Source organism: Pseudomonas fluorescens, assembly GCF_902497785.1.
GTDB classification, from domain to species: Bacteria; Pseudomonadota; Gammaproteobacteria; order Pseudomonadales; family Pseudomonadaceae; genus Aquipseudomonas; species Aquipseudomonas fluorescens_BO.
This window is the reverse complement of sequence record NZ_CABVHK010000005.1, coordinates 205,114-224,301: the sequence shown is the minus strand read 5'-3', so window position 1 is coordinate 224,301 and position 19,188 is coordinate 205,114. Positions and strand designations below refer to the sequence as shown.

Here is a 19,188-nt window from a genome sequence, read left to right as displayed (position 1 = left end):
TTCAGGTGTCCAGCGTTAGCGTTGACGTCCATCGCGAGCAAGCTCGCTCCTACAGGGGGCTGGCGTCAGTGAGCGGTGCTGGTTGCTTTGAGCAGCAGGACCTCGTCGCATTTGGGGCAGAATTCGTGCTCGCCATCGAGGTAGCCGTGCACCGGGCAGATGGAGAATGTCGGGGTCACGGTCAGGTACGGCAGGCGGAAACGTCCGAGGGCTTTGCGCACCAGTTGCTTGCAGGCTTGAGTCGAGGAAATTCGCTCGGCCATGTACAGGTGCAGGACGGTACCGCCGGTGTATTTGCATTGCAGTTCGTCTTGCAGTTCCAGCGCCTCGAAGGGGTCTTCGGTATAGCCCACGGGCAGTTGCGAGGAATTGGTGTAGTACGGCGCTTGCGGGCTGCCGGCCTGGAGAATGTCGGGATAGCGCTTGAGGTCTTCCTTGGCGAAACGGTAGGTGGTGCCCTCGGCCGGCGTCGCTTCGAGGTTGTAGAGGTGGCCGGTTTCTTCCTGGAAACGCACCAGCGTGGCACGCACATGGTCGAGCAACCTCAGGGCGAACTGCCGACCGTATTCGGTGTGCATGCCCTCCTCGTCGCTGCTGAAATTGCGCAGCATTTCATGCAGACCGTTGAGGCCGATGGTCGAGAAATGGTTGCGCAAGGTACCGAGGTAACGCTTGGTGTACGGGTACAAACCGGCATCCATGTGGTGCTGGATTACCTTGCGCTTGACCTCCAGGCTTTCCATCGCCAGCTCCATCAAGGTGTCCAGCCGCTTGAGCAAACCGCTGGTGTCGCCTTTGAACACATGACCCAGGCGCGCGCAGTTTATGGTCACCACGCCGAGCGATCCGGTCTGCTCCGCCGAGCCAAACAAACCGCCGCCACGCTTGAGCAATTCGCGCACGTCCAGCTGCAGGCGGCAACACATCGAGCGCACTTGATTGGGCTGCATGTCCGAGTTGAGGAAGTTCTGGAAATACGGCAGACCGTAGCGAGCGGTCATCTCGAACAGGCGGTCGGCGTTTTCACTGTCCCACGGAAAATCATGGGTGATGTTGTAGGTCGGGATCGGAAAGGTGAACACCCGCCCTTTCGCATCGCCGGCCTGCATCACTTCGATGTAGGCACGGTTGAGCAAGTCCATTTCGACTTGCAGGTCGCCGTAGGCAAACGGCATTTCCTCACCGCCGATGACAGGGATCTGCTCACGCAAATCCTCCGGGCACACCCAGTCGAATGTCAGGTTGGTGAACGGTGTCTGGGTGCCCCAGCGCGACGGGACGTTGAGGTTGTAAATGAACTCCTGAAGCGCCTGGCGCACCTCTTGATAAGTCAGCCGGTCCTGGCGCACATAGGGTGCCAGGTAGGTGTCGAACGAGCTGAACGCCTGGGCGCCGGCCCATTCGTTTTGCAAGGTGCCGAGGAAGTTGACCATTTGCCCCAGGGCACTACTCAAATGCTTGGGCGGACCGGCCTCGACCCGCCCCGGCACACCGTTCAGCCCTTCGTGCAACAGGGTGCGCAGCGACCAGCCTGCGCAGTAACCGGCGAGCATGTCGAGGTCATGCACATGCAAATCCGCCTCGCGGTGAGCCTGGCCGATGGCCTCGCTGTAGACCTCGTCCAGCCAGTAGTTGGCGGTGACCTTGCCCGAGACGTTCAACACCAGCCCACCGAGGGAATAGCCCTGATTGGCATTCGCTTGGACTCGCCAGTCTTCACGGTCGAGGTATTCGTTCATGGAGGTCGCGACCTCGACCATGGTCCGGCGGTCGCGGCGCAGGCGGCCGTGTTGTTCGCGATAGACGATATAGGCACGCATGGCGAAGAAAAAACCGGCGTCCATCAGCACCCGTTCGACCCGGTCCTGGATCTGCTCGACATGCAGCCTTGGCAACCCTTCCAGACGGGTGAGAACCGCCTCGAGCAAGCCCTCGACTTCAACCTCGGTGTACTCACCAGTGGCCTTGCCGGCCGCGATCAACGCTTGACGAATTTTGTCGGCATCAAAGGCAACCAGATCGCCATTGCGCTTGTGCAAACGGTTACATCCTTTTGAGATCAGCGTGCTCTGCATTCGGCCTCCAGACACTACATATAGATTTTTATGAATCTAAAAACACAACATGCAGTGGAGGTTACGGACAAAGGGTGGATCTGCAATTGATCGATATCAAGATTGCGCGGTGAAAAAAAACTTACGTGTAACAGCGAAAAACCCTGTGGGAGCGAGCTTGCTCGCGATGACTGCAGCACAGTCGACATTGACGTCGAGTGGTCTACCGCTATCGCGAGCAAGCTCGCTCCCACAGGGGCTTTGTGTGTTTCACAGACCTGGTCAACCGCCACTCATGTTCATGAACCGTACGATTTGCACCTCCCCGTCCGGGGTGAAGTCGTGGCGCAGTGGCTTGCCGCGTAGCGCCTTCTGCACCGCGCTGATCACCGGCTGGTCATCCAGCGGATAGCGCCGCAGCAACCCTCTCAGATCCAGCGCATCGTCCTGCCCCAAACACAACAACAGCTTCCCTTCCACAGTCATTCGCACCCGGTTACAGCTGCCACAGAAGTTGTGGCTGTTGGGTGAAATGAAACCGATCCGGGTATCGGGATAGCGTTCCAGGCGCACGTATCGCGCCGGTCCGCCGCTGTTTTCAGTGCTGTCGAGCAAGCGATGACGGGTAGCAATCAGCGTGCGCACTTCTTCGCTGGAACAGAACGACTCGCCCCGGGATCGGCCGACGTCGCCCAAGGGCATTTCTTCGATAAAGCTGATGTCGATGCGCTGGTCGATGGCGTATTGCACCAGCGCCGGGACCTCATCGAAGTTGCGCCCCTTCATCACCACACAGTTGAGTTTGATCCGTTCAAACCCGGCGTCCCGCGCCGCTTCGATACCGGTGAGCACCTGATCAAGATCGCCATTACGGGTGATCGCGAGGAATTTTTCCCGGTCCAGGCTGTCGAGGCTGATGTTCATGCGCTTGACGCCGGCATCCACTAACGGCCGGGCCAGGCGGCCCAGTTGCGAGCCGTTGCTGGTCATCACCAGTTCGCGCAAACCGGGCAACGCGGCGATGTTGCGGCACAGGTCGACAATGCCGGGGCGGATCAGCGGTTCGCCGCCCGTCAAACGGATCTTGCGTACCCCCATGCCGACAAACAGCGTTGCCAACCGCTGCAATTCCTCCAGCGTGAGCACCTGCTGACGCGGCAGAAACGTCATGTTTTTCGCCATGCAGTACACGCAACGAAAATCACAGCGGTCCGTCACCGACATCCGCAGATAATCGATCTGCCGCCCAAAACCATCCTGCATCACAGCGTTCATCCCGTCTCCCGGTTGGCCACGCGGCTCACTGCACCAGCGGTGAGTCGGCGCCCTGCAAGTGGATGCCACGAATATCGGCCGCCCCGATCAGCGTTTGCAGGTACTGCACCAGGGCTTTTTGCCAGACGCCTTGCTGCAACTGCGTGCGGATCGCCGTCGACACCACTTCATAAGGCAACGGCTTGCCTTCGATCCGCTGATCGACGCTGACCACATGCCAGCCGTATCGGCTTTCCAGCGGTTTGCTCGCCAGCCCCGGCGCCAGCGTGAACAGCTGCCGCTCCAGTTCGGGCACGGTCTGACCCTTGCTGATCTGCCCCAGCGAACCGCCTTGAGCCTTGGACGGGCACGCCGAATATTTCACCGCCAGTTCAGCGAAACTGCCGGGAAACTCCTCCAGCCGCTGCAACAGAATTTGCGCCTGTTCGCGCGCCAGCTCGCGGGCCTCGACATCGTCCGGCGCGCATTCGAGCAGGATGTGCCGCACCGCCAGCAACGGCGCGCTGTGAAAGCGCCCGCGGTTGTTTTCGTAATAACGCAGGCTGGTTTCCTCATCGCACTGCGGCACCTGCACTTCACGTTCGAGCAACAGGCGCGTCGCCGCTTCTTCTTCATTCTCACCCGCGCCGATCTCCAGCGACACACCGAGTTCGGTAATGCGCTGCTGCAGCAATGCGCGAATCACCAGCGCTCGGGCGGCCAGAAACACCGCCTCTTCGCGGCTTTCCGCCGGGTGATATTGCAGTTCCTGGGCCATCGTTTCCGGGGTGATCAACACCTCGTTGACGGTGATGATCGGCCACTCCTGTTCGCTGCTGGCGATCAGTTGGGCCGGGGCGTCATCCGCCGCCGGCGCTTCAACTGCGAGCGCTTCGAACTGCACGGAATCATCCGGCAACTCTGTTGGTTTTGAAGAACCGCAGCCACCGCTGCCCCCGTTACCGCCACCACATCCACATCCACCTGACATGATTGTCTCCTCAGAATTTCTGCCGAACGATTTGATAACGGCGTCCCAGGTACCAGATCGGTGCACTGATCATGTGAACGAGACGGGTGAAGGGGAACAGCACGAACAGGGTCAGGCCGAGAAACACGTGCAGCTTGTAAGTCAAACCGACCGGCGCGATGGACGCCGCCGCTTCCATGGGCCGCAACAGCACGGTGTTCTGCGCCCAGTCGGCGAGCATCACCATCACCGAACCGTCCATGTGTCCGGTGGACGCGACGATGGTCAGCAGACCGAGCAGCAACTGCGCCAGCAGTACCAGCAAAATCAGGATGTCCGAAGGGCTGGAAGTGGCACGCACCCGAGGATCGGTCAGGCGCCGGTTGACCAGCATCAGCAGGCCGATCAGGCACAGCAGACCGAAGAAACCGCCGGACACCATCGCCAGCAACTGCTTGTTCTCAGTGCTGATCACATGGTGATAAACCGACGCCGGGGTCAGCAGGCCGACGAAATGCCCGGCCAGCACGAACAGCACGCCGATGTGGAAGAGGTTGCTCGCCACGCGCATGCCGCGCTGGTTGAGCATCTGGCTCGAACCGGCCTTCCAGGTGTACTGCGACAAGTCGAAGCGCGCCCAACTGCCGATCAGGCAAATGGCCAACGCGACGTAGGGGTAAATCCCGAACAACAACAGATTCCATTTAGACATTGCCCACCTCCTTCGCTGGCGCAGCGGCCAGCCCTTCATGCTGAAAATCCACCCAGTGCAACGGCACCGCACTTTCTTCGCGGGCCTTGCCCGGTGCGCTAGGCAGCGAACTGCAACGGTCCTGCTGTTCGGCCTGGAGGAAGTCCACGGCCTCCTCTTCCCAGATCTTGTCGAGGGCTTCGAGGGAGTCGTCGCGTGGTTCCGCCGCGACCTGGGCGCGCAGGTCGGCGACGGCCTGATGCGGTTCGGCCCCGGCAATCTGCAGCAGCGCCCGGAAGCAACTGGCGTAGGCGCTTTCACGCTCTTCCAGACGCGCCGCGAGCAAGGCCAGCAAGTGCGAAACATCCGCCAGGCCCTCGCGGGCCTCGAGGTCTTCGCGGGTGGACAAGAACTCCAGGTACAACGGGATGTAGTCCGGGAGTTCTTTGACGCCGATGGCAAAACCGGCCTCTTCGTACTGGGCCATCATGTCGACCATGGCCTGGCCACGGTCGCGGGATTCACCGTGCACATGCTCGAACAACAGCAACGACAGCGAGCGCCCCCGACCGAACAGCGCACCGTAGTGCTCCTGCCCGTCCATCAAGTCATTGGCGCAGATCAGTTCGAGCAATTCGAACAACGCACCGCGCTGTTTCGGGCTGATTTCCCGGGACTGGATAATCGCCTGTTCCAGCTCATCGCGGCCGCTGACCAGGGTTTCAGTCGGGTAATCGAGCAGCAGCGAAATCACTTTGAGAATTTGCATGCTCATTCCTCCCACAACTGCACGGTTTTTAGGATGTCGCGGCGGTTGGCTTTCTTCGCGCCGAACATGTTGGTGTCGGAGCTGCCGCTGCAACCGCTGCCAAAACTGAAACCGCAGCCGGAGCGCTCGGCAAACGCGTCGCTCATGGCATCTTCACGGTGCGCAGTCGGCACCACAAAACGGTCTTCGTAATTGGCGATGGCCAGGTAGCGGTACATTTCCTCGACCTGGTTCACACTCAAGCCGACATCCGCCAGCACTTGCAGGTCCTGCACCCCGTCGACTTGCTCGGAACGCTTGTAGGCACGCATCGCCAGCAAGCGTTTAAGCGCACGCTTGACCGGCTTTTCATCGCCAGCGGTCAGCAGGTTGGCCAGGTATTTCAGGGGAATCCGCAGGCTGTCGACGTCCGGGATTACCCCGTTCATGCCCACGGTGCCAGCGGTCGCAGCGTTCTGGATCGGCGACAGCGGCGGTACGTACCAGACCATCGGCAAGGTGCGGTATTCCGGGTGCAGCGGCAGCGCGAGTTTCCAGTCCACGGCCATTTTGTAGACCGGCGAACGCTGGGCGGAATCGATCACCGATTGCGGCACACCGTCGGCCAGGGCCTGACGGATCACTGCCGGGTCATTCGGGTCGAGGAAAATCTCCAATTGTTTCTCGTACAGATCCTGCTCGTTGGCGGTGCTCGCCACTTCGCTGATGCGGTCGGCGTCATACAGCAACACGCCGAGGTAACGGATGCGCCCGACACAGGTCTCGGCGCAAACAGTCGGCATCCCGGCTTCGATACGCGGGTAGCAGAAGATGCACTTCTCGGATTTACCGCTTTTCCAGTTGAAGTAGATTTTCTTGTACGGGCAGCCGCTGATGCACATGCGCCAGCCCCGGCATTTTTCCTGGTCGATCAGGACGATGCCGTCTTCTTCACGCTTGTAGATCGCCCCGCTCGGGCACGCTGCCGCGCACGTCGGGTTGAGGCAGTGCTCGCACAGGCGCGGCAAATACATCATGAAAGTGTTTTCGTACTCGCCGTAAATATCCGCCTGAATCTTGTCGAAGTTTTTGTCCTTGCGGCGCTTGGCGAATTCGGTGCCGAGGATTTCTTCCCAGTTCGGGCCCCACTCGATTTTCTCCATGCGCTTGCCGGAGATCAGCGAGCGTGGGCGCGCAGTGGGCTGATGTTCGCCCAGCGGCGCGGTGTGCAGGTGCTGGTAATCGAAGTCGAACGGCTCGTAGTAATCGTCAAGGCTCGGCAGGTCCGGGTTGGCGAAGATGTTCGCCAACACGCGAAACTTGCCGCCGATGCGCGGGTTGATCGTGCCGTTGGCGTTGCGGATCCAGCCGCCCTTCCACTTGTCCTGGTTTTCCCATTCTTTGGGGTAGCCGATCCCGGGTTTGCTTTCGACGTTGTTGAACCAGGCGTATTCCATGCCTTCACGGCTGGTCCAGACGTTTTTGCAGGTGATCGAGCAAGTGTGGCAACCGATGCACTTGTCCAGGTTCAGCACCATGCCGATTTGTGAGCGAATCTTCATCTCAGTTCTCCTCGAGATCGGTCGGCAGAGGACGCGGCAGGTCATCGCCGGACGAACCATCGAGCCAGTCGACTTTGGACATTTTGCGCACCACGACGAATTCATCGCGGTTGCAACCGACCGTGCCGTAATAGTTGAAACCGTAGGCCTGCTGGGCATAGCCGCCGATCATGTGCGTCGGTTTGAGCACCACGCGGGTCACCGAGTTGTGGTGGCCGCCACGGGTCTTGGTGGTTTCCGAACCGGGCACGTTCACGATCCGTTCCTGGGCGTGGTACATCATCACCATGCCGTCCTTGACCCGTTGACTGACCACCGCCCGGGCGGTCAGCGCACCGTTGACGTTGAAGCATTCGATCCAGTCGTTGTCCTCGATGCCGGCGCTTTTCGCGTCGTTCTCCGACAGCCACACAATCGGTCCGCCACGGCTGAGGGTGAGCATCAGCAGGTTGTCGCTGTAGGTGCTGTGGATGCCCCATTTCTGGTGCGGCGTGATCCAGTTCAGGACGATTTCCTTGTGGCCGTTGCTGCGCTTGCCCTTCACCCCTTCGATGGTGCGGGTGTTGACCGGCGGCCGGTAACTCATCAGTTGCTCGCCGAACGCCTGCATCCACGGGTGATCCTGGTAGAACTGCTGGCGACCGGTGATGGTGCGCCACGGAATCCCCTCGTGAACGTTGGTGTAGCCGGCGTTGTAGCTGACGTGATCGTCTTCGAGACCGGACCAGGTCGGGCTGGAAATGATCTTGCGCGGCTGTGCCTGGATGTCGCGGAAGCGAATCGCCTCATGTTCCTTGCCCACGGCCAGATGGCTGTGGTCGATGCCGGTAAATTCCGACAGCGCGGCCCAGGCCTTGACCGCGACATGACCGTTGGTTTCCGGGGCCAGCGACAGGATCACTTCCGCCGCATCAATGGCCGTGTCGATTTTCGGACGGCCTTGGCTGATGCCGGCGTCTCGTTCGTGGTGATTGAGCTCGCCGAGGAATTTCACCTCCTTGTCGGTGTTCCAGTTGATGCCCTTGCCGCCGTTGCCGTGTTTCTCCAGCATTGGCCCCAGCGACGAAAACTGCTTGTAGATGTTCGGGTAGTCACGCTCGACCACGTGCAGGTTCGGCGCGTTCTTGCCCGGCACTGGTGCAACGCCGTCGCTTTTCCAGTCGGTGCCGCCAAACGGCTGGGCCAGTTCGCCGACGCTGTCGTGCATCAGCGGAACGGTCACCAGATCCTTCTCCACGCCCAGGTGCCCTTCAGACATGCTGGAAAACGCCTTGGCGATGCCTTTGTAGATTTCCCAGTCGGACCGCGATTCCCACGCCGGGTCGATTGCCGCCGACAACGGGTGAATGAACGGGTGCATGTCCGAGGTGTTCATGTCGTCTTTTTCGTACCAGGTCGCCGTCGGCAACACGATGTCGGAATAGACGCAGGTCGAGGACATGCGGAAGTCCAGCGTGGTCACCAGATCGAGCTTGCCGATGGCGCCCTCGTCCACCCATTCGGCTTCTTCAGGTTTGCAGTCGCCGACCTGGCCGATGTCTTCGTTCATCACCCCGTTCTTGGTGCCGAGCAGGTACTTGAGCATGTACTCGTGGCCTTTGCCCGAAGAACCCAGCAAGTTGGAACGCCAGATGAACATGTTGCGCGGGAAGTTCACCGGGCTGTCCGGCTGCTCGCAGGAGAAGCGCAGCGAACCGTCCTGCAGCGACTTGACCACGTAGTCTTTCGGGTCCATGCCGGCCGCCGCCGCATCACGGCAGATGTGCAGCGGGTTGGTGTTGAGCTGTGGTGCGCTGGGCAACCAGCCGGCGCGTTCGGCGCGGATGTTGTAGTCCAGCGCATGCTCGGGGAATTGCGATTTGTCGGCCAATGGCGAGAGCACGTCGTGCATGCTCATCTTCTCGTGGCGCCACTGCGAACTGTGGGCGTAGAAAAAGCTGGTGCCGTTCATCTGGCGTGGCGGACGGTTCCAGTCGAGGCCGAACGCCAGAGGCAGCCAGCCGCATTGCGGGCGCAGTTTTTCCTGGCCGACATAGTGTGCCCAACCGCCACCGGTCTGGCCGACACACCCGCAAAGCATGAGCATGTTGATCAGCCCGCGGTAGTTCATGTCCATGTGGTACCAGTGGTTCATCGCCGCGCCGACGATGATCATCGAGCGACCCTTGGTCTTGTCGGCGTTGTCGGCGAACTCACGGGCAATCTGGATGGCTTTCTCGCGGCTGACGCCGGTGATCTGCTCCTGCCACGCCGGGGTGCCAGGCACCGAGGCGTCGTTGTAGTCCTTGGCGACGTTGTCGCCACCCAGGCCACGGTCAATCGCCAGGTTGGCGGCCGACAGGTCGAACACTGTGGCGACTTTGGCCACGCTGCCGTCGGCCAGCACCACGTTGTGCACCGGCACGCGGCGGTATTGCACGGCATCGCCGGCCACGTGCTGGAAGTGCTCGTGGGACTCGCCGGCAAAATACGGGAATGCCACTTCGGCGACGTCATCACCAATCAGGCTCAGCTTGAGGTCGATCTCGCGACCTTCGCCGCCTTCACGGGGCAGAATGTTCCACTTGCCCTTCTCGCCCCAGCGATAACCGATCGAACCCTGTGGCGATACCAGTTCACCGCTGACATCCAGGGCGATGGTTTTCCATTCCGGGTTGTTTTCCTGGCCGAGGTTGTCGGTCAGGTCGCTGGCGCGCAGGAAACGGTCCGGCTGGTAGCCCTCGCCCGGCGCCTTGTCGACCATTTGCTTGAGCAGCACCAGCACCGGCAAATCGGTAAAGCGCTTGGCGTAGTCAGTGAAATAGGCGCTCGGTTTGTCGAGGTGGAATTCTTTGAAAATCACATGGTTGAACGCTTGCGCCAGCGCCGCGTCGGTGCCCTGCTTCGGGTTCAGCCACAGGTCGGTGAGCTTGGCGACTTCCGAGTAGTCCGGAGTGATCGCCACGGTCTTGGTGCCCTTGTAGCGGACTTCGGTGAAGAAGTGCGCGTCGGGGGTGCGGGTCTGCGGAACGTTGGAGCCCCAGGCAATGATGTAGTTGGAGTTGTACCAGTCGGCCGATTCCGGCACGTCGGTCTGCTCGCCCCAGACCATCGGCGAGGCTGGCGGCAAGTCGCAGTACCAGTCGTAGAAACTCAGGCAGGCGCCGCCGATCAGCGACAGGTAACGCGAACCCGCAGCGTAGCTGACCATCGACATGGCCGGGATCGGCGAGAAGCCGACGATACGGTCCGGGCCGTATTGCTTGATGGTGTAGACGTTGGCCGCAGCGATGATCTCGTTGACTTCCTCCCAGTTGGAACGAATGAAGCCACCCATGCCGCGTTTGCTTTTATAGGAGTCGGCCTTGGCCTTGTCCTCGACGATGCTGGCCCAGGCTTCCACCGGCGCCATGGTCAGCCGCGCATCGCGCCACAGCTTGAGCAACGGCTTGCGGATTTTCGGGTACTTGAGCCGGTTGGCGCTGTAGATGTACCAGCTGTAACTGGCGCCACGCGGGCAACCACGAGGCTCGTGATTGGGCAAATCGTTGCGGGTGCGCGGGTAGTCGGTCTGCTGGGTTTCCCAGGTGATCAGGCCGTTCTTGACGTAGATTTTCCACGAGCACGAGCCGGTGCAGTTCACCCCGTGGGTGGAGCGCACGATCTTGTCGTACTGCCAGCGCGAACGGTAGACGTTCTCCCAGTCGCGAGACTCTTTGCGGGTCTCTCCGTGACCGTCGGAAAACTCGTTTTGCTTGCGATTGAAAAACCGCAGTTGATCCAGTAAATGACTCACGTTGTAGTCCTCTCAGGCTTGCTGCGGGGTTCTGTGCCCCGCCCACGCAATGGTTGGATTCGGGTCGTCTCAGCAGGGTGTCGCGGCGCCTTTGCGGGCGTACCACCACCAGGTCACGACGATGCAGCTCAGGTAAAAACCGACAAACATGTAGAAGGCCATCTCCGGGCCGCCGGTCTGGGCCATCGAAGTGCCGAAGGATTTGGGAATGAAGAACGCACCGAAGGCGCCCATGGCCGAGCTGAAACCGAGGACGGCGGCCGATTCTTTGCCGGCATCCTTGAGCGCCTGTTCGCGCACGGCAGGCGGTTTGCCCACAGCGGCTTTTTCATGCTGGGTGCGGAAGATCACCGGGATCATGCGGAAGGTGGAGCCGTTGCCGATGCCCGTGGTAATGAACAGCAGCATGAACATGCCGAGGTAGCCGTAGAAGTTGCCGGGCTCGCCGTTCTGCGGCAGGAAGTGCATGACGCCGAAGACCATCACGATCATCGCCACGAAGTTCCACAAGGTCACTTTCGCGCCGCCGAGCTTGTCCGCCAGCCAGCCGCCCAATGGCCGAACCAGCGCGCCCACTAACGGACCGAGGAAGGCGAATTTCAAGGCGATCACGTCAGGGAAGGAGGTTTTGATCAGCAATGGAAATGCGGCGGAGAAACCGATGAACGAGCCGAACGTCGCCAGGTACAACCAGCACATCAGCCAGTTGTGCTTGCGTTTGAAGATAACCGCCTGCTCGCTGAACGAGGCGCGGGCGCTGGACAGGTCGTTCATGCCGAACCAGGCCAGCACCGTCACCAGCACAATGAACGGCACCCAGATGAACCCGGCGTTCTGCAGCCACAATTGGCCACCGTCGGGCAGGGTTTGTGGTTCACCACCGATGAAGCCGAACACGCCGAAGGTAATCACCAGCGGCACGCAGAACTGCATCACTGACACGCCCAGGTTACCCAACCCGGCATTGAGGCCCAGGGCTGTGCCCTGCTGCGACTTGGGGTAAAAGAAGCTGATGTTGGACATGCTCGATGCGAAGTTGCCGCCACCGAAACCGCAGAGCAAGGCGATCAGCACGAACACGCTGTACGAGGTGCTCGGGTCTTGCACGGCGAAGCCCATCCAGATTGACGGCAACAACAGCGACGCGGTGCTCAGGGCGGTCCAGCGCCGGCCACCGAAGATCGGCACCATAAAGGAGTAGAAGACGCGCAAGGTTGCCCCGGACAAGCCCGGCAACGCCGCCAGCCAGAACAACTGGTCAGTGGTGAAGCTGAAGCCGATGGCGTTCAGGCGCACGATCACCGTGCTCCAGACCATCCACACCGCAAAGGCCAACAGCAGTGCGGGGATGGAGATCCACAGGTTGCGCGTGGCGGTCTGTTTGCCGCTGCTTCCCCAGAACGCCGGGTCTTCGGGGCGCCAGTCATGTATGACCGGCCCTTTGTCAGGCTTTTGCAGAACGGACATGTTCTTCTCCTTGGGCAATGCTGGAAATCGGGGACAGGCGCAGCGGCGGTTCTTTACCAAGCACCGGGCTTTTGCGTATTTCGCTGAAGTACATCCAGGTGAGGGAGACCCAGACCACGCCGTACATCAACATGAAGCAGGAAGAGCGCACGCCGGTGAGGTCCACCAGGGCGCCAAACATGATCGGCAGGACAAAACCGCCGAGGCCGCCGGCCAGACCGACGATGCCGGAGACCGCGCCCATGTTTTTCGGGTAGTCATTGGCGATGTATTTGAAGACCGAGGCCTTGCCGAACGCGAAGGCAATGCCCATGACAAACAGCAGCACGGTGAACAGCGCGGGATTGAGGCCGATGTGGAAGTCCACGGTGCCGTTGATGGTCTGCACTTGCAGTTGGGTTTGCGGGTACGAGAGCAGGAACAGGCAGATCCAGCTGACCCACAACACCCACCAGGTCACGCTTTGCGCGCCCCAGCGATCCGACATCCAGCCGCCGACCGCACGCAGCACGCCACCAGGCAGCGAGAAACACGCCGCCAGCAGCGCCGCGCTTTGCAGGCTGAAACCGTATTCCTGCACGTAGTACTTGGTCATCCACAGCGCGAGGGCCACATAGCCGCCAAAGACGATCGAGTAGTACTGGCAGTAGCGCCACACCGCAGGGTCTTTCAGCGAACTCAACTGCTCACGCAACGTGGCGCCCGAGGCACTGCGGTGGTCTTTGTTTTCGGCACTGAGAAACCAGAACAGCAGCGCAGTAATAAAGAGGATGGCGCTGAAGACTTTCGGCACCAGCTGCCAGCTGCCCGCGGCAATCAACGCCGGGGCGAGAAACTTGGTCACCGCCGCTCCAGCGTTGCCGGCACCGAAGATGCCCATGGCGAAGCCCTGGTTCTCTTTGTCGAACCATTTGGCGACGTAGGCGATCCCGACCGAAAACGAGCCGCCGGCCAGGCCGACGAACAAACCCAGGACCAGGAACTGCCAGTAGGCGGTGGCGTGGCTGATCAGGTACAGCGGCGCGACGCAGGACAGCATCAGCAGAAAGAACACGCTGCGCCCGCCGAAGCGGTCGGTCAGCAGACCCAGCGGCAAGCGCACCAGCGAGCCGGTCAATACCGGGGTCGCAGCCAGCAGGCCGAACTGGGTTTCGTTGAGCTGGAGCAGTTCCTTGATCGGCACGCCGAGCACGGCAAACATCATCCAGACCATGAAACACACGGTGAAGGCCAGTGTGCTCATGCCCAGCACGAAGCCTTGTTGTACACGGGGTTGGGTCACAAATGCTCTCCAGTCAGTTAGCCATGGCGGCAGACTAGAGAGGGCAACCCTGCAAAAACTTGATCCATGTCAACGAAGCCCAAGGGGGCACAGGCCTATGCTTGCGCGGCCTACCTCCAAGGAGGTAGTTCAGAGAATGCTTGAAACCCTTTGTTTATCAGCGTTTTAGTTGTTTCTACCCAGTGTTCTGTCGACAGGGATCCGTCGGCAACTCTTTAGAGGTAGCGCGACCGGGATCGGTGGCCCACCTCACTCTGGAGCTGCACATGCTCTACTTTCCTGTCTTTTCCACGGGCCTGCGCCGATGATTCGCTGGTTGCGCAGCTCCCTGCCCGCGCGCGCCGGGCTCGCGGTGATCCTGATCGCCGTGCTCGCCCTCGCCAGCTCGTTAAGCGCCGGGCTCATCGCCTGGTTCAGCCAGGGCGATGGCGCCGCCATCAACACCGCAGGTTCGGTGCGCATGGAGACCTATCACCTGAACTGGAAGCTCGCCGCCGGCGCCACGCCCGAAGAACTCGCCGGCATCACCGACAGCCTGCAACGTCGCCTCAACAGCCAGTCGCTCAAGGCCGTGCTGGAAGATGGCCCGAGCACGGCACTGCAAATCAGTTACGCGCGCATCCAGCAACAATGGGACGAGGCATTGCGCCCGGCACTGGAGCGCGGCGACGCCCCGGCCTTTCACGCGCAGGCCCAGCCGTTCGTGGAACAACTGAACCAGTTCGTCAGCCTGCTGCAGCGCCAGAGCGAGCAAAAGCAAGGCTGGCAACAAGTGATTCAGGGCATGGCCCTGTTCACCACCATGATTGTCTTGCTGATCGGACTGTACGAATTGCAATACGGCGTGGTCACGCCGCTCAAAGAACTGGTGGACGCGACCCAGCGCTTTCGTCGCGGCGATTTTAAGGTGCGGGTCAACCATCAGTCCCAGGACGAACTGGGCCAGTTGGCCATGAGTTTCAACGCCATGGCCGAGACCATCGAAGAGTCGCACCGCACGCTGGAAAGCCAGGTCCAGCAAAAGACCCTGAACCTGCAACAAGCCAATGCCGCCCTGGAGTTGCTGTATCAAAGCAGCCGCAGCCTGGCCACGCGCCTGGCCAATGCCGAAGGGCTGGATGAGTTGATCCGGCGCTTTCAGCAGCGTCTGCCCGGCCTGCGTCTGTCGCTGTGCCTGCAAGGCGAAACGCAGGCGCCGGCCCAGCAATTGATTGCCCTGCATGGGGCGGACATCCGTGAAGTCTGCGCCAGCAGCGACTGCGCCACGTGCGAGAAACACCACGATGCCAACCCGCAAACTTTCAGCATCAGCAACCAGGGCAGCGAACTCGGGGAACTCAAGGCGCACTTTGTCGACGGCCATCCCACGCAAGCCTGGGAAACCCAACTGATCCAGGCGCTGGCGAACCTGATCGGCACCTCGCTCTCGCTCAAGCGTCAGCGGGAACAGGACCATCGCCTGCTACTGCTTGAAGAACGCACGATCATCGCCCGCGAGCTGCACGACTCACTCGCGCAGGCCTTGTCCTACATGAAGCTGCAAGTCAGCCGCTTGCAAACCCTGATGCGTCGGGGCGAACCGGTGCCGACCCTGGAAACCGTCGCCGCCGAATTGCGCGAGGGGCTGAACAATGCCTATCGCCAATTGCGCGAGTTGCTCACCACGTTCCGTTTGCAGATTCACGACGCCGGGCTGGTGCAGGAACTAAAAGACACCGCCGAGGAGTTCACCCGGCGCGGACAATTCCAGGTGCACCTGCACGTCGATGCGCTGGCGTTTCAGCTGTCGGCCAGCGAACAAATTCACATTCTGCAGATTACCCGCGAAGCCCTTTCCAACTGCCTGCGCCACGCCCATGCGCAAAACGCCTGGCTGGAACTGCGTCAGGACGGCGAAACCGTCCGGCTGCTGGTCAAAGACGACGGGCGTGGTTTCAGCGGCAACGTCGACCAGCGCGAGCATCACGGCCTGAACATCATGGATGAGCGGGCGCGCAGCTTGCGTGGGCAATTGCAGATCTTTTCCAGGGAGCCGCAAGGCACCCTCGTCCAACTGGAATTCCACCCGGAGTTTCTCGGACGGCACACACAAGGTAGCGTCACATGAACACGTCCCCGCAACACCGAATCCTGCTGGTAGACGACCATCCGATGATGCGTCGCGGCATCCGCCAGATGCTCGAACTGGAAGAGGATTTCCTCATCGTCGGCGAAGCCAGCCATGGCGAAGAAGCCCTGACCCTGATCGAACCGCTGCAACCGGACCTGGTGTTGCTCGATAACAACATGCCGCAAATGAACGGCATTGAAACCCTGCGCCGCCTGCGGGCGATGCACTACACCGGCAAAGTGTTGCTGTTCACCGTGTCGGACGCCGAAGACGATATTCGCGACGCCCTGCGCCTCGATGCCGACGGCTATCTGCTCAAGGACATGGAACCTGAATTGTTGATCCAGTACATCCGCGATGCCCTCGATGGCGCACTGGTGATCAGCCCCGGCCTGACTCAGGTCATGGCGCAGGCGCTGCGTTCACCGCCGCGCCAGGCCGTAGTGGAACTGACCGAACGCGAACGCCAGGTGTTGAAAACCATCGCCAGCGGCTTCAGCAACAAGGTCATCGGGCACAAGCTGGGCATCACCGAAGGGACGGTCAAGGTGCACGTCAAGAACCTGCTGCACAAACTCGGTTTGCGCTCGCGGGTCGAGGCTGCCGTGTGGGCCATGGAGCATCTGCGCAATGCCGGCTGAGGCGCATGCCTCCTTGGAGGTAGGCCGGCAGAGGCATAGGTCAACCGGCCTGCGCTCTTTACTATGACCGTCAGCGGAGGTACGCCATGCTGACCCACCCTTCCATCGTTTTAACGTTGCGCCGTCATCATCTGTTCAGCCAGTTGCCGGAGTCCGTCTTCGAGGAAGTCTGTGCCCTGGCGATGCTCAAACGCCTGCCCTGCCACAGCACGCTGATGCACCAGGGCGATCCGGCGAAACGCTTTTTCCTGCTGGTCAGCGGCCAGATCAAATTGTACCGGCTGACGGGTGAAGGCCAGGAAAACCTGGTGGAAATCATCCTGCCCGGGCAAACCTTTGCCGAAGCCCTGCTGTTCAGCCAGGCCCGTCTGTACCCGGTGAGCGCCACCGCCCTGAAGGACAGCGTGCTCGTCAGCATCGAGGGCAACCACTATCGCAATGCCCTTGAGGACCAGCCGAAAGTCTGCCTGGCCATTCTCGCCAGCATGAGCATTCACCTGCACCTGCGGCTGCGCGATATCGACACCTTGACCATGGCCAGCGCGAGCCGGCGGGTGATCAACTTTCTGTTTCAGGAACGTCACCCGGTCACCGGCCAGATCGTCTTGCAGATGTCCAAACGCCTGGTGGCGTCGAAGCTGGGGATTCAGCCGGAAACCTTTTCGCGGATCCTCCATCGCCTGGTGGACGGTGGGCTGATTGCCATGGAACGACGCAACATCAGCATCCTCCTGGAGGAGGATCTGGCAGCGTTCCAATAGGCACAATTGAATGCGGTCAATGCGCATTGGGTTCGCCAGCATAGGAATCGCCAGGAAACTATGGTCTGAACGACAACATAAATCCCCTGTGGGAGCGAGCCTGCTCGCGAAAGCGTTGTGTCAGGCGATGGGTTTTTTGATGGTGTACATATCCATTCCTGGGGTAACGGCGGCTATTGGTTTCGCCCTTACGGCGAGTCACTTTTGAAAGCGCAAAAGTAACCCAAACGCTCTTGCCCCACCACTCGGCACCTCGCTTGGGCTCGGTGTGCCTAAGGTCAAAATCAACATCAAAACCGAGGCGGCCTCTGGGCCGACCTGGGCGTCAAGCGGGCGCGCTTCGCTGGTTTGATCGTTCGCCTATTCCGGACTTGAAGTGATTCCAATGTGGGAGCGGGCTTGCCCGCGAAGGCGGACTGGCATTCAACATCTATGGCAACTGACACTCCCACTTTGCGAGCAAGTCGAATCGTCGCACCGCTGCCCCACATTTTGATCGGTGTCAGCAGGTTCTACTGCGCCGCCAACCCCTTCCCCGCCCGCTCCAGATTGCGCCACAACCACACGGGCAACACATCAGGATCAAGGCTGTCGATCAGGTTCTTCAGCGCCAGCCCCAGCTCGGTGTCGCCCTCGATCACCAAACGCCGGCGGAAGAACAGCGTGTCCGGATCTTCCTGACGGCTGGCCAGCAGCAGAAACTCGCGCCAGTTACCGCTGATGGTCACGTCCGCCGTGCCGCGTTCGGCGATTCGCAGGCCCTGACGAGTGAGCGTCAGAAACCAGGACAAGCCCAGATCCGGAATCCGCAGGCACAACCAGCGTCCGCGCAGCACCTCGAACTCACCATCGCGCAACGGCTCGGCGAGGCAGCGGTTCAGCGCCTGATGCAACGCCAGGCGCTGCACCGCGAAAGGCACCCGCCGCACCAGCGGTAATAACCGGTCGGCCCCTTTCAACAGCCATTTTTTACGGTTCAACACAGGCCGACCTCCTCGACGCGCAACATGCCGGCCTGACCATGCCAGTAGCCATTGCAGCCCTCGACAAACAGCGGCGGTGTTTCGCCCAGACGCACCCTTTGATAAGCCGCAATCACCTCGGTCATGCCTTGGGCGCGCGGACTCAAACGCAACACATCAGCGCCACAGGCCACCAGCCCGGAATAATCGGCGAGCAAATTGGTCACGTCCGCCGACATGGTTTGAATGCCGTTGAGGGTGAACAGCGGCTGCCCTTCCTGGCTGGTCAGCGCCATGCCGTCGGGGTAGTTGATGCAGCAAAACTGGCAGTCGTCCTTGGGCCGGTTTTCCGCGCGGGCAGTGAAGCAGCGTGCGGAATAGGCCAGGGGCAAATGCCCGTAGGCAAAGATTTCCACTTCCGGCACCGCCAGGCCCAATTCACGCACCTGGCCGATCACATCTTTGATCAGCGCCGCCGAACATTCCACCGGCGGCACCCAACGGATCATTCCACTGTCGATCAACTGCGCCAATGCATGACCGTTGTATAAATTTAGGGCCGGGCCGCCCACGAACGGCAACTGCCGATCGGCGAGAAACTGTACCGCCCCCATGTCGTTGGCTTCCACCAACAGTTGGCCGTTGTCGCACAGCCGGCGCAGGCTGGACAGCTCCGACGCCGCTTCGATCAGGGTCAGGCTGGAAATGACCAGTTGCGCCTGACTGCACTCCTGCAACTCGCGCCCCAGTCCCAGCCATTGATCCAGTGAAAAGGCCCGGCGTTTCGAGCACACGGTTTCCCCCAGGTAAATAACGTCCAGAGGCAGCGCCGACATCTCGGCGTAAAAGTTGCTGAGTTGTTCCTTGTCCCAATAAAACAGGACCGGTCCCAGGCTGAGCTTCATGTCGCG

14 protein-coding genes are annotated in these 19,188 nt (G+C 60.7%); 3 read left to right on the top strand and 11 right to left on the bottom strand.

Going from position 1 to position 19,188, the window contains the following annotated elements; translation table 11 throughout:
- Positions 1-65: 65 nt before the first annotated feature.
- The 9 genes from F8N62_RS09665 to F8N62_RS09620 form a co-directional block, all read right to left on the bottom strand.
- Positions 66-2,075 carry a ribonucleoside triphosphate reductase gene (locus F8N62_RS09665; protein WP_150710753.1) on the bottom strand — a complete coding sequence of 670 codons (2,010 nt, stop codon included), beginning with the start codon at positions 2,073-2,075 and terminating at the stop codon, positions 66-68.
- 261 nt (positions 2,076-2,336) lie between these two features.
- A complete protein-coding gene (gene moaA / locus F8N62_RS09655; RefSeq protein ID WP_150710751.1) occupies positions 2,337-3,329 on the bottom strand; it encodes a GTP 3',8-cyclase MoaA in 993 nt (330 codons plus the stop codon).
- 25 nt (positions 3,330-3,354) lie between these two features.
- Positions 3,355-4,299, bottom strand: coding sequence for a peptidylprolyl isomerase (locus F8N62_RS09650; RefSeq protein ID WP_150710750.1), 945 nt, complete (start codon positions 4,297-4,299; stop codon positions 3,355-3,357).
- A 10-nt stretch (positions 4,300-4,309) separates the two neighbouring features.
- On the bottom strand, positions 4,310-4,990 hold the full coding sequence (gene narI, locus F8N62_RS09645) for a respiratory nitrate reductase subunit gamma (RefSeq protein WP_150710749.1): 681 nt from the start codon (positions 4,988-4,990) through the stop codon (positions 4,310-4,312).
- Positions 4,983-5,738, bottom strand: a complete 756-nt coding sequence (gene narJ / locus F8N62_RS09640) for a nitrate reductase molybdenum cofactor assembly chaperone (protein ID WP_150710748.1) — start codon at positions 5,736-5,738, stop codon at positions 4,983-4,985. The genes narI and narJ overlap by 8 nt, the downstream gene beginning before the upstream one ends.
- A gap of 2 nt (positions 5,739-5,740) precedes the next feature.
- Complete coding sequence (gene narH, locus F8N62_RS09635; RefSeq protein ID WP_150710747.1) at positions 5,741-7,279, bottom strand: nitrate reductase subunit beta; 1,539 nt, start codon at positions 7,277-7,279, stop codon at positions 5,741-5,743.
- Position 7,280: 1 nt separating this feature from the next.
- Positions 7,281-11,054: a nitrate reductase subunit alpha gene (locus tag F8N62_RS09630; protein ID WP_150710746.1), complete on the bottom strand. Its 3,774-nt coding sequence runs from the start codon at positions 11,052-11,054 to the stop codon at positions 7,281-7,283.
- Positions 11,055-11,123: 69 nt separating this feature from the next.
- The gene (locus F8N62_RS09625; RefSeq protein ID WP_150710745.1) at positions 11,124-12,521 is read right to left on the bottom strand and encodes a NarK family nitrate/nitrite MFS transporter; all 1,398 of its coding nucleotides are present in this window, start codon (positions 12,519-12,521) and stop codon (positions 11,124-11,126) included.
- A complete protein-coding gene (locus F8N62_RS09620; protein ID WP_150710744.1) occupies positions 12,499-13,803 on the bottom strand; it encodes an MFS transporter in 1,305 nt (434 codons plus the stop codon). The genes F8N62_RS09625 and F8N62_RS09620 overlap by 23 nt, the downstream gene beginning before the upstream one ends.
- A gap of 304 nt (positions 13,804-14,107) precedes the next feature.
- Between F8N62_RS09620 and F8N62_RS09615 the strand changes: the two genes are divergently transcribed.
- From F8N62_RS09615 to F8N62_RS09605, 3 genes are all read left to right on the top strand, one after another.
- Complete coding sequence (locus F8N62_RS09615) at positions 14,108-15,910, top strand: HAMP domain-containing protein (RefSeq protein WP_150710743.1); 1,803 nt, start codon at positions 14,108-14,110, stop codon at positions 15,908-15,910.
- Positions 15,907-16,554 (top strand): two-component system response regulator NarL, encoded by a 648-nt coding sequence (narL, locus tag F8N62_RS09610; RefSeq protein WP_150710742.1) that lies wholly within the window; start codon positions 15,907-15,909, stop codon positions 16,552-16,554. The genes F8N62_RS09615 and narL overlap by 4 nt, the downstream gene beginning before the upstream one ends.
- Before the next feature lie 86 nt (positions 16,555-16,640).
- Entirely contained in the window at positions 16,641-17,315 is a 675-nt protein-coding gene (locus tag F8N62_RS09605) for a Crp/Fnr family transcriptional regulator (RefSeq protein ID WP_150710741.1), read from the top strand.
- Between the two features lie 512 nt (positions 17,316-17,827).
- On the opposite strand, the gene ubiT is transcribed toward F8N62_RS09605, so the two are convergent.
- Together ubiT and F8N62_RS09590 are read right to left on the bottom strand one after the other, a co-directional pair.
- Positions 17,828-18,298, bottom strand: a complete 471-nt coding sequence (gene ubiT / locus F8N62_RS09595) for a ubiquinone anaerobic biosynthesis accessory factor UbiT (protein WP_150710739.1) — start codon at positions 18,296-18,298, stop codon at positions 17,828-17,830.
- Positions 18,292-19,182: a U32 family peptidase gene (locus tag F8N62_RS09590; RefSeq protein WP_150710738.1), complete on the bottom strand. Its 891-nt coding sequence runs from the start codon at positions 19,180-19,182 to the stop codon at positions 18,292-18,294. The genes ubiT and F8N62_RS09590 overlap by 7 nt, the downstream gene beginning before the upstream one ends.
- Positions 19,183-19,188: the final 6 nt, after the last annotated feature.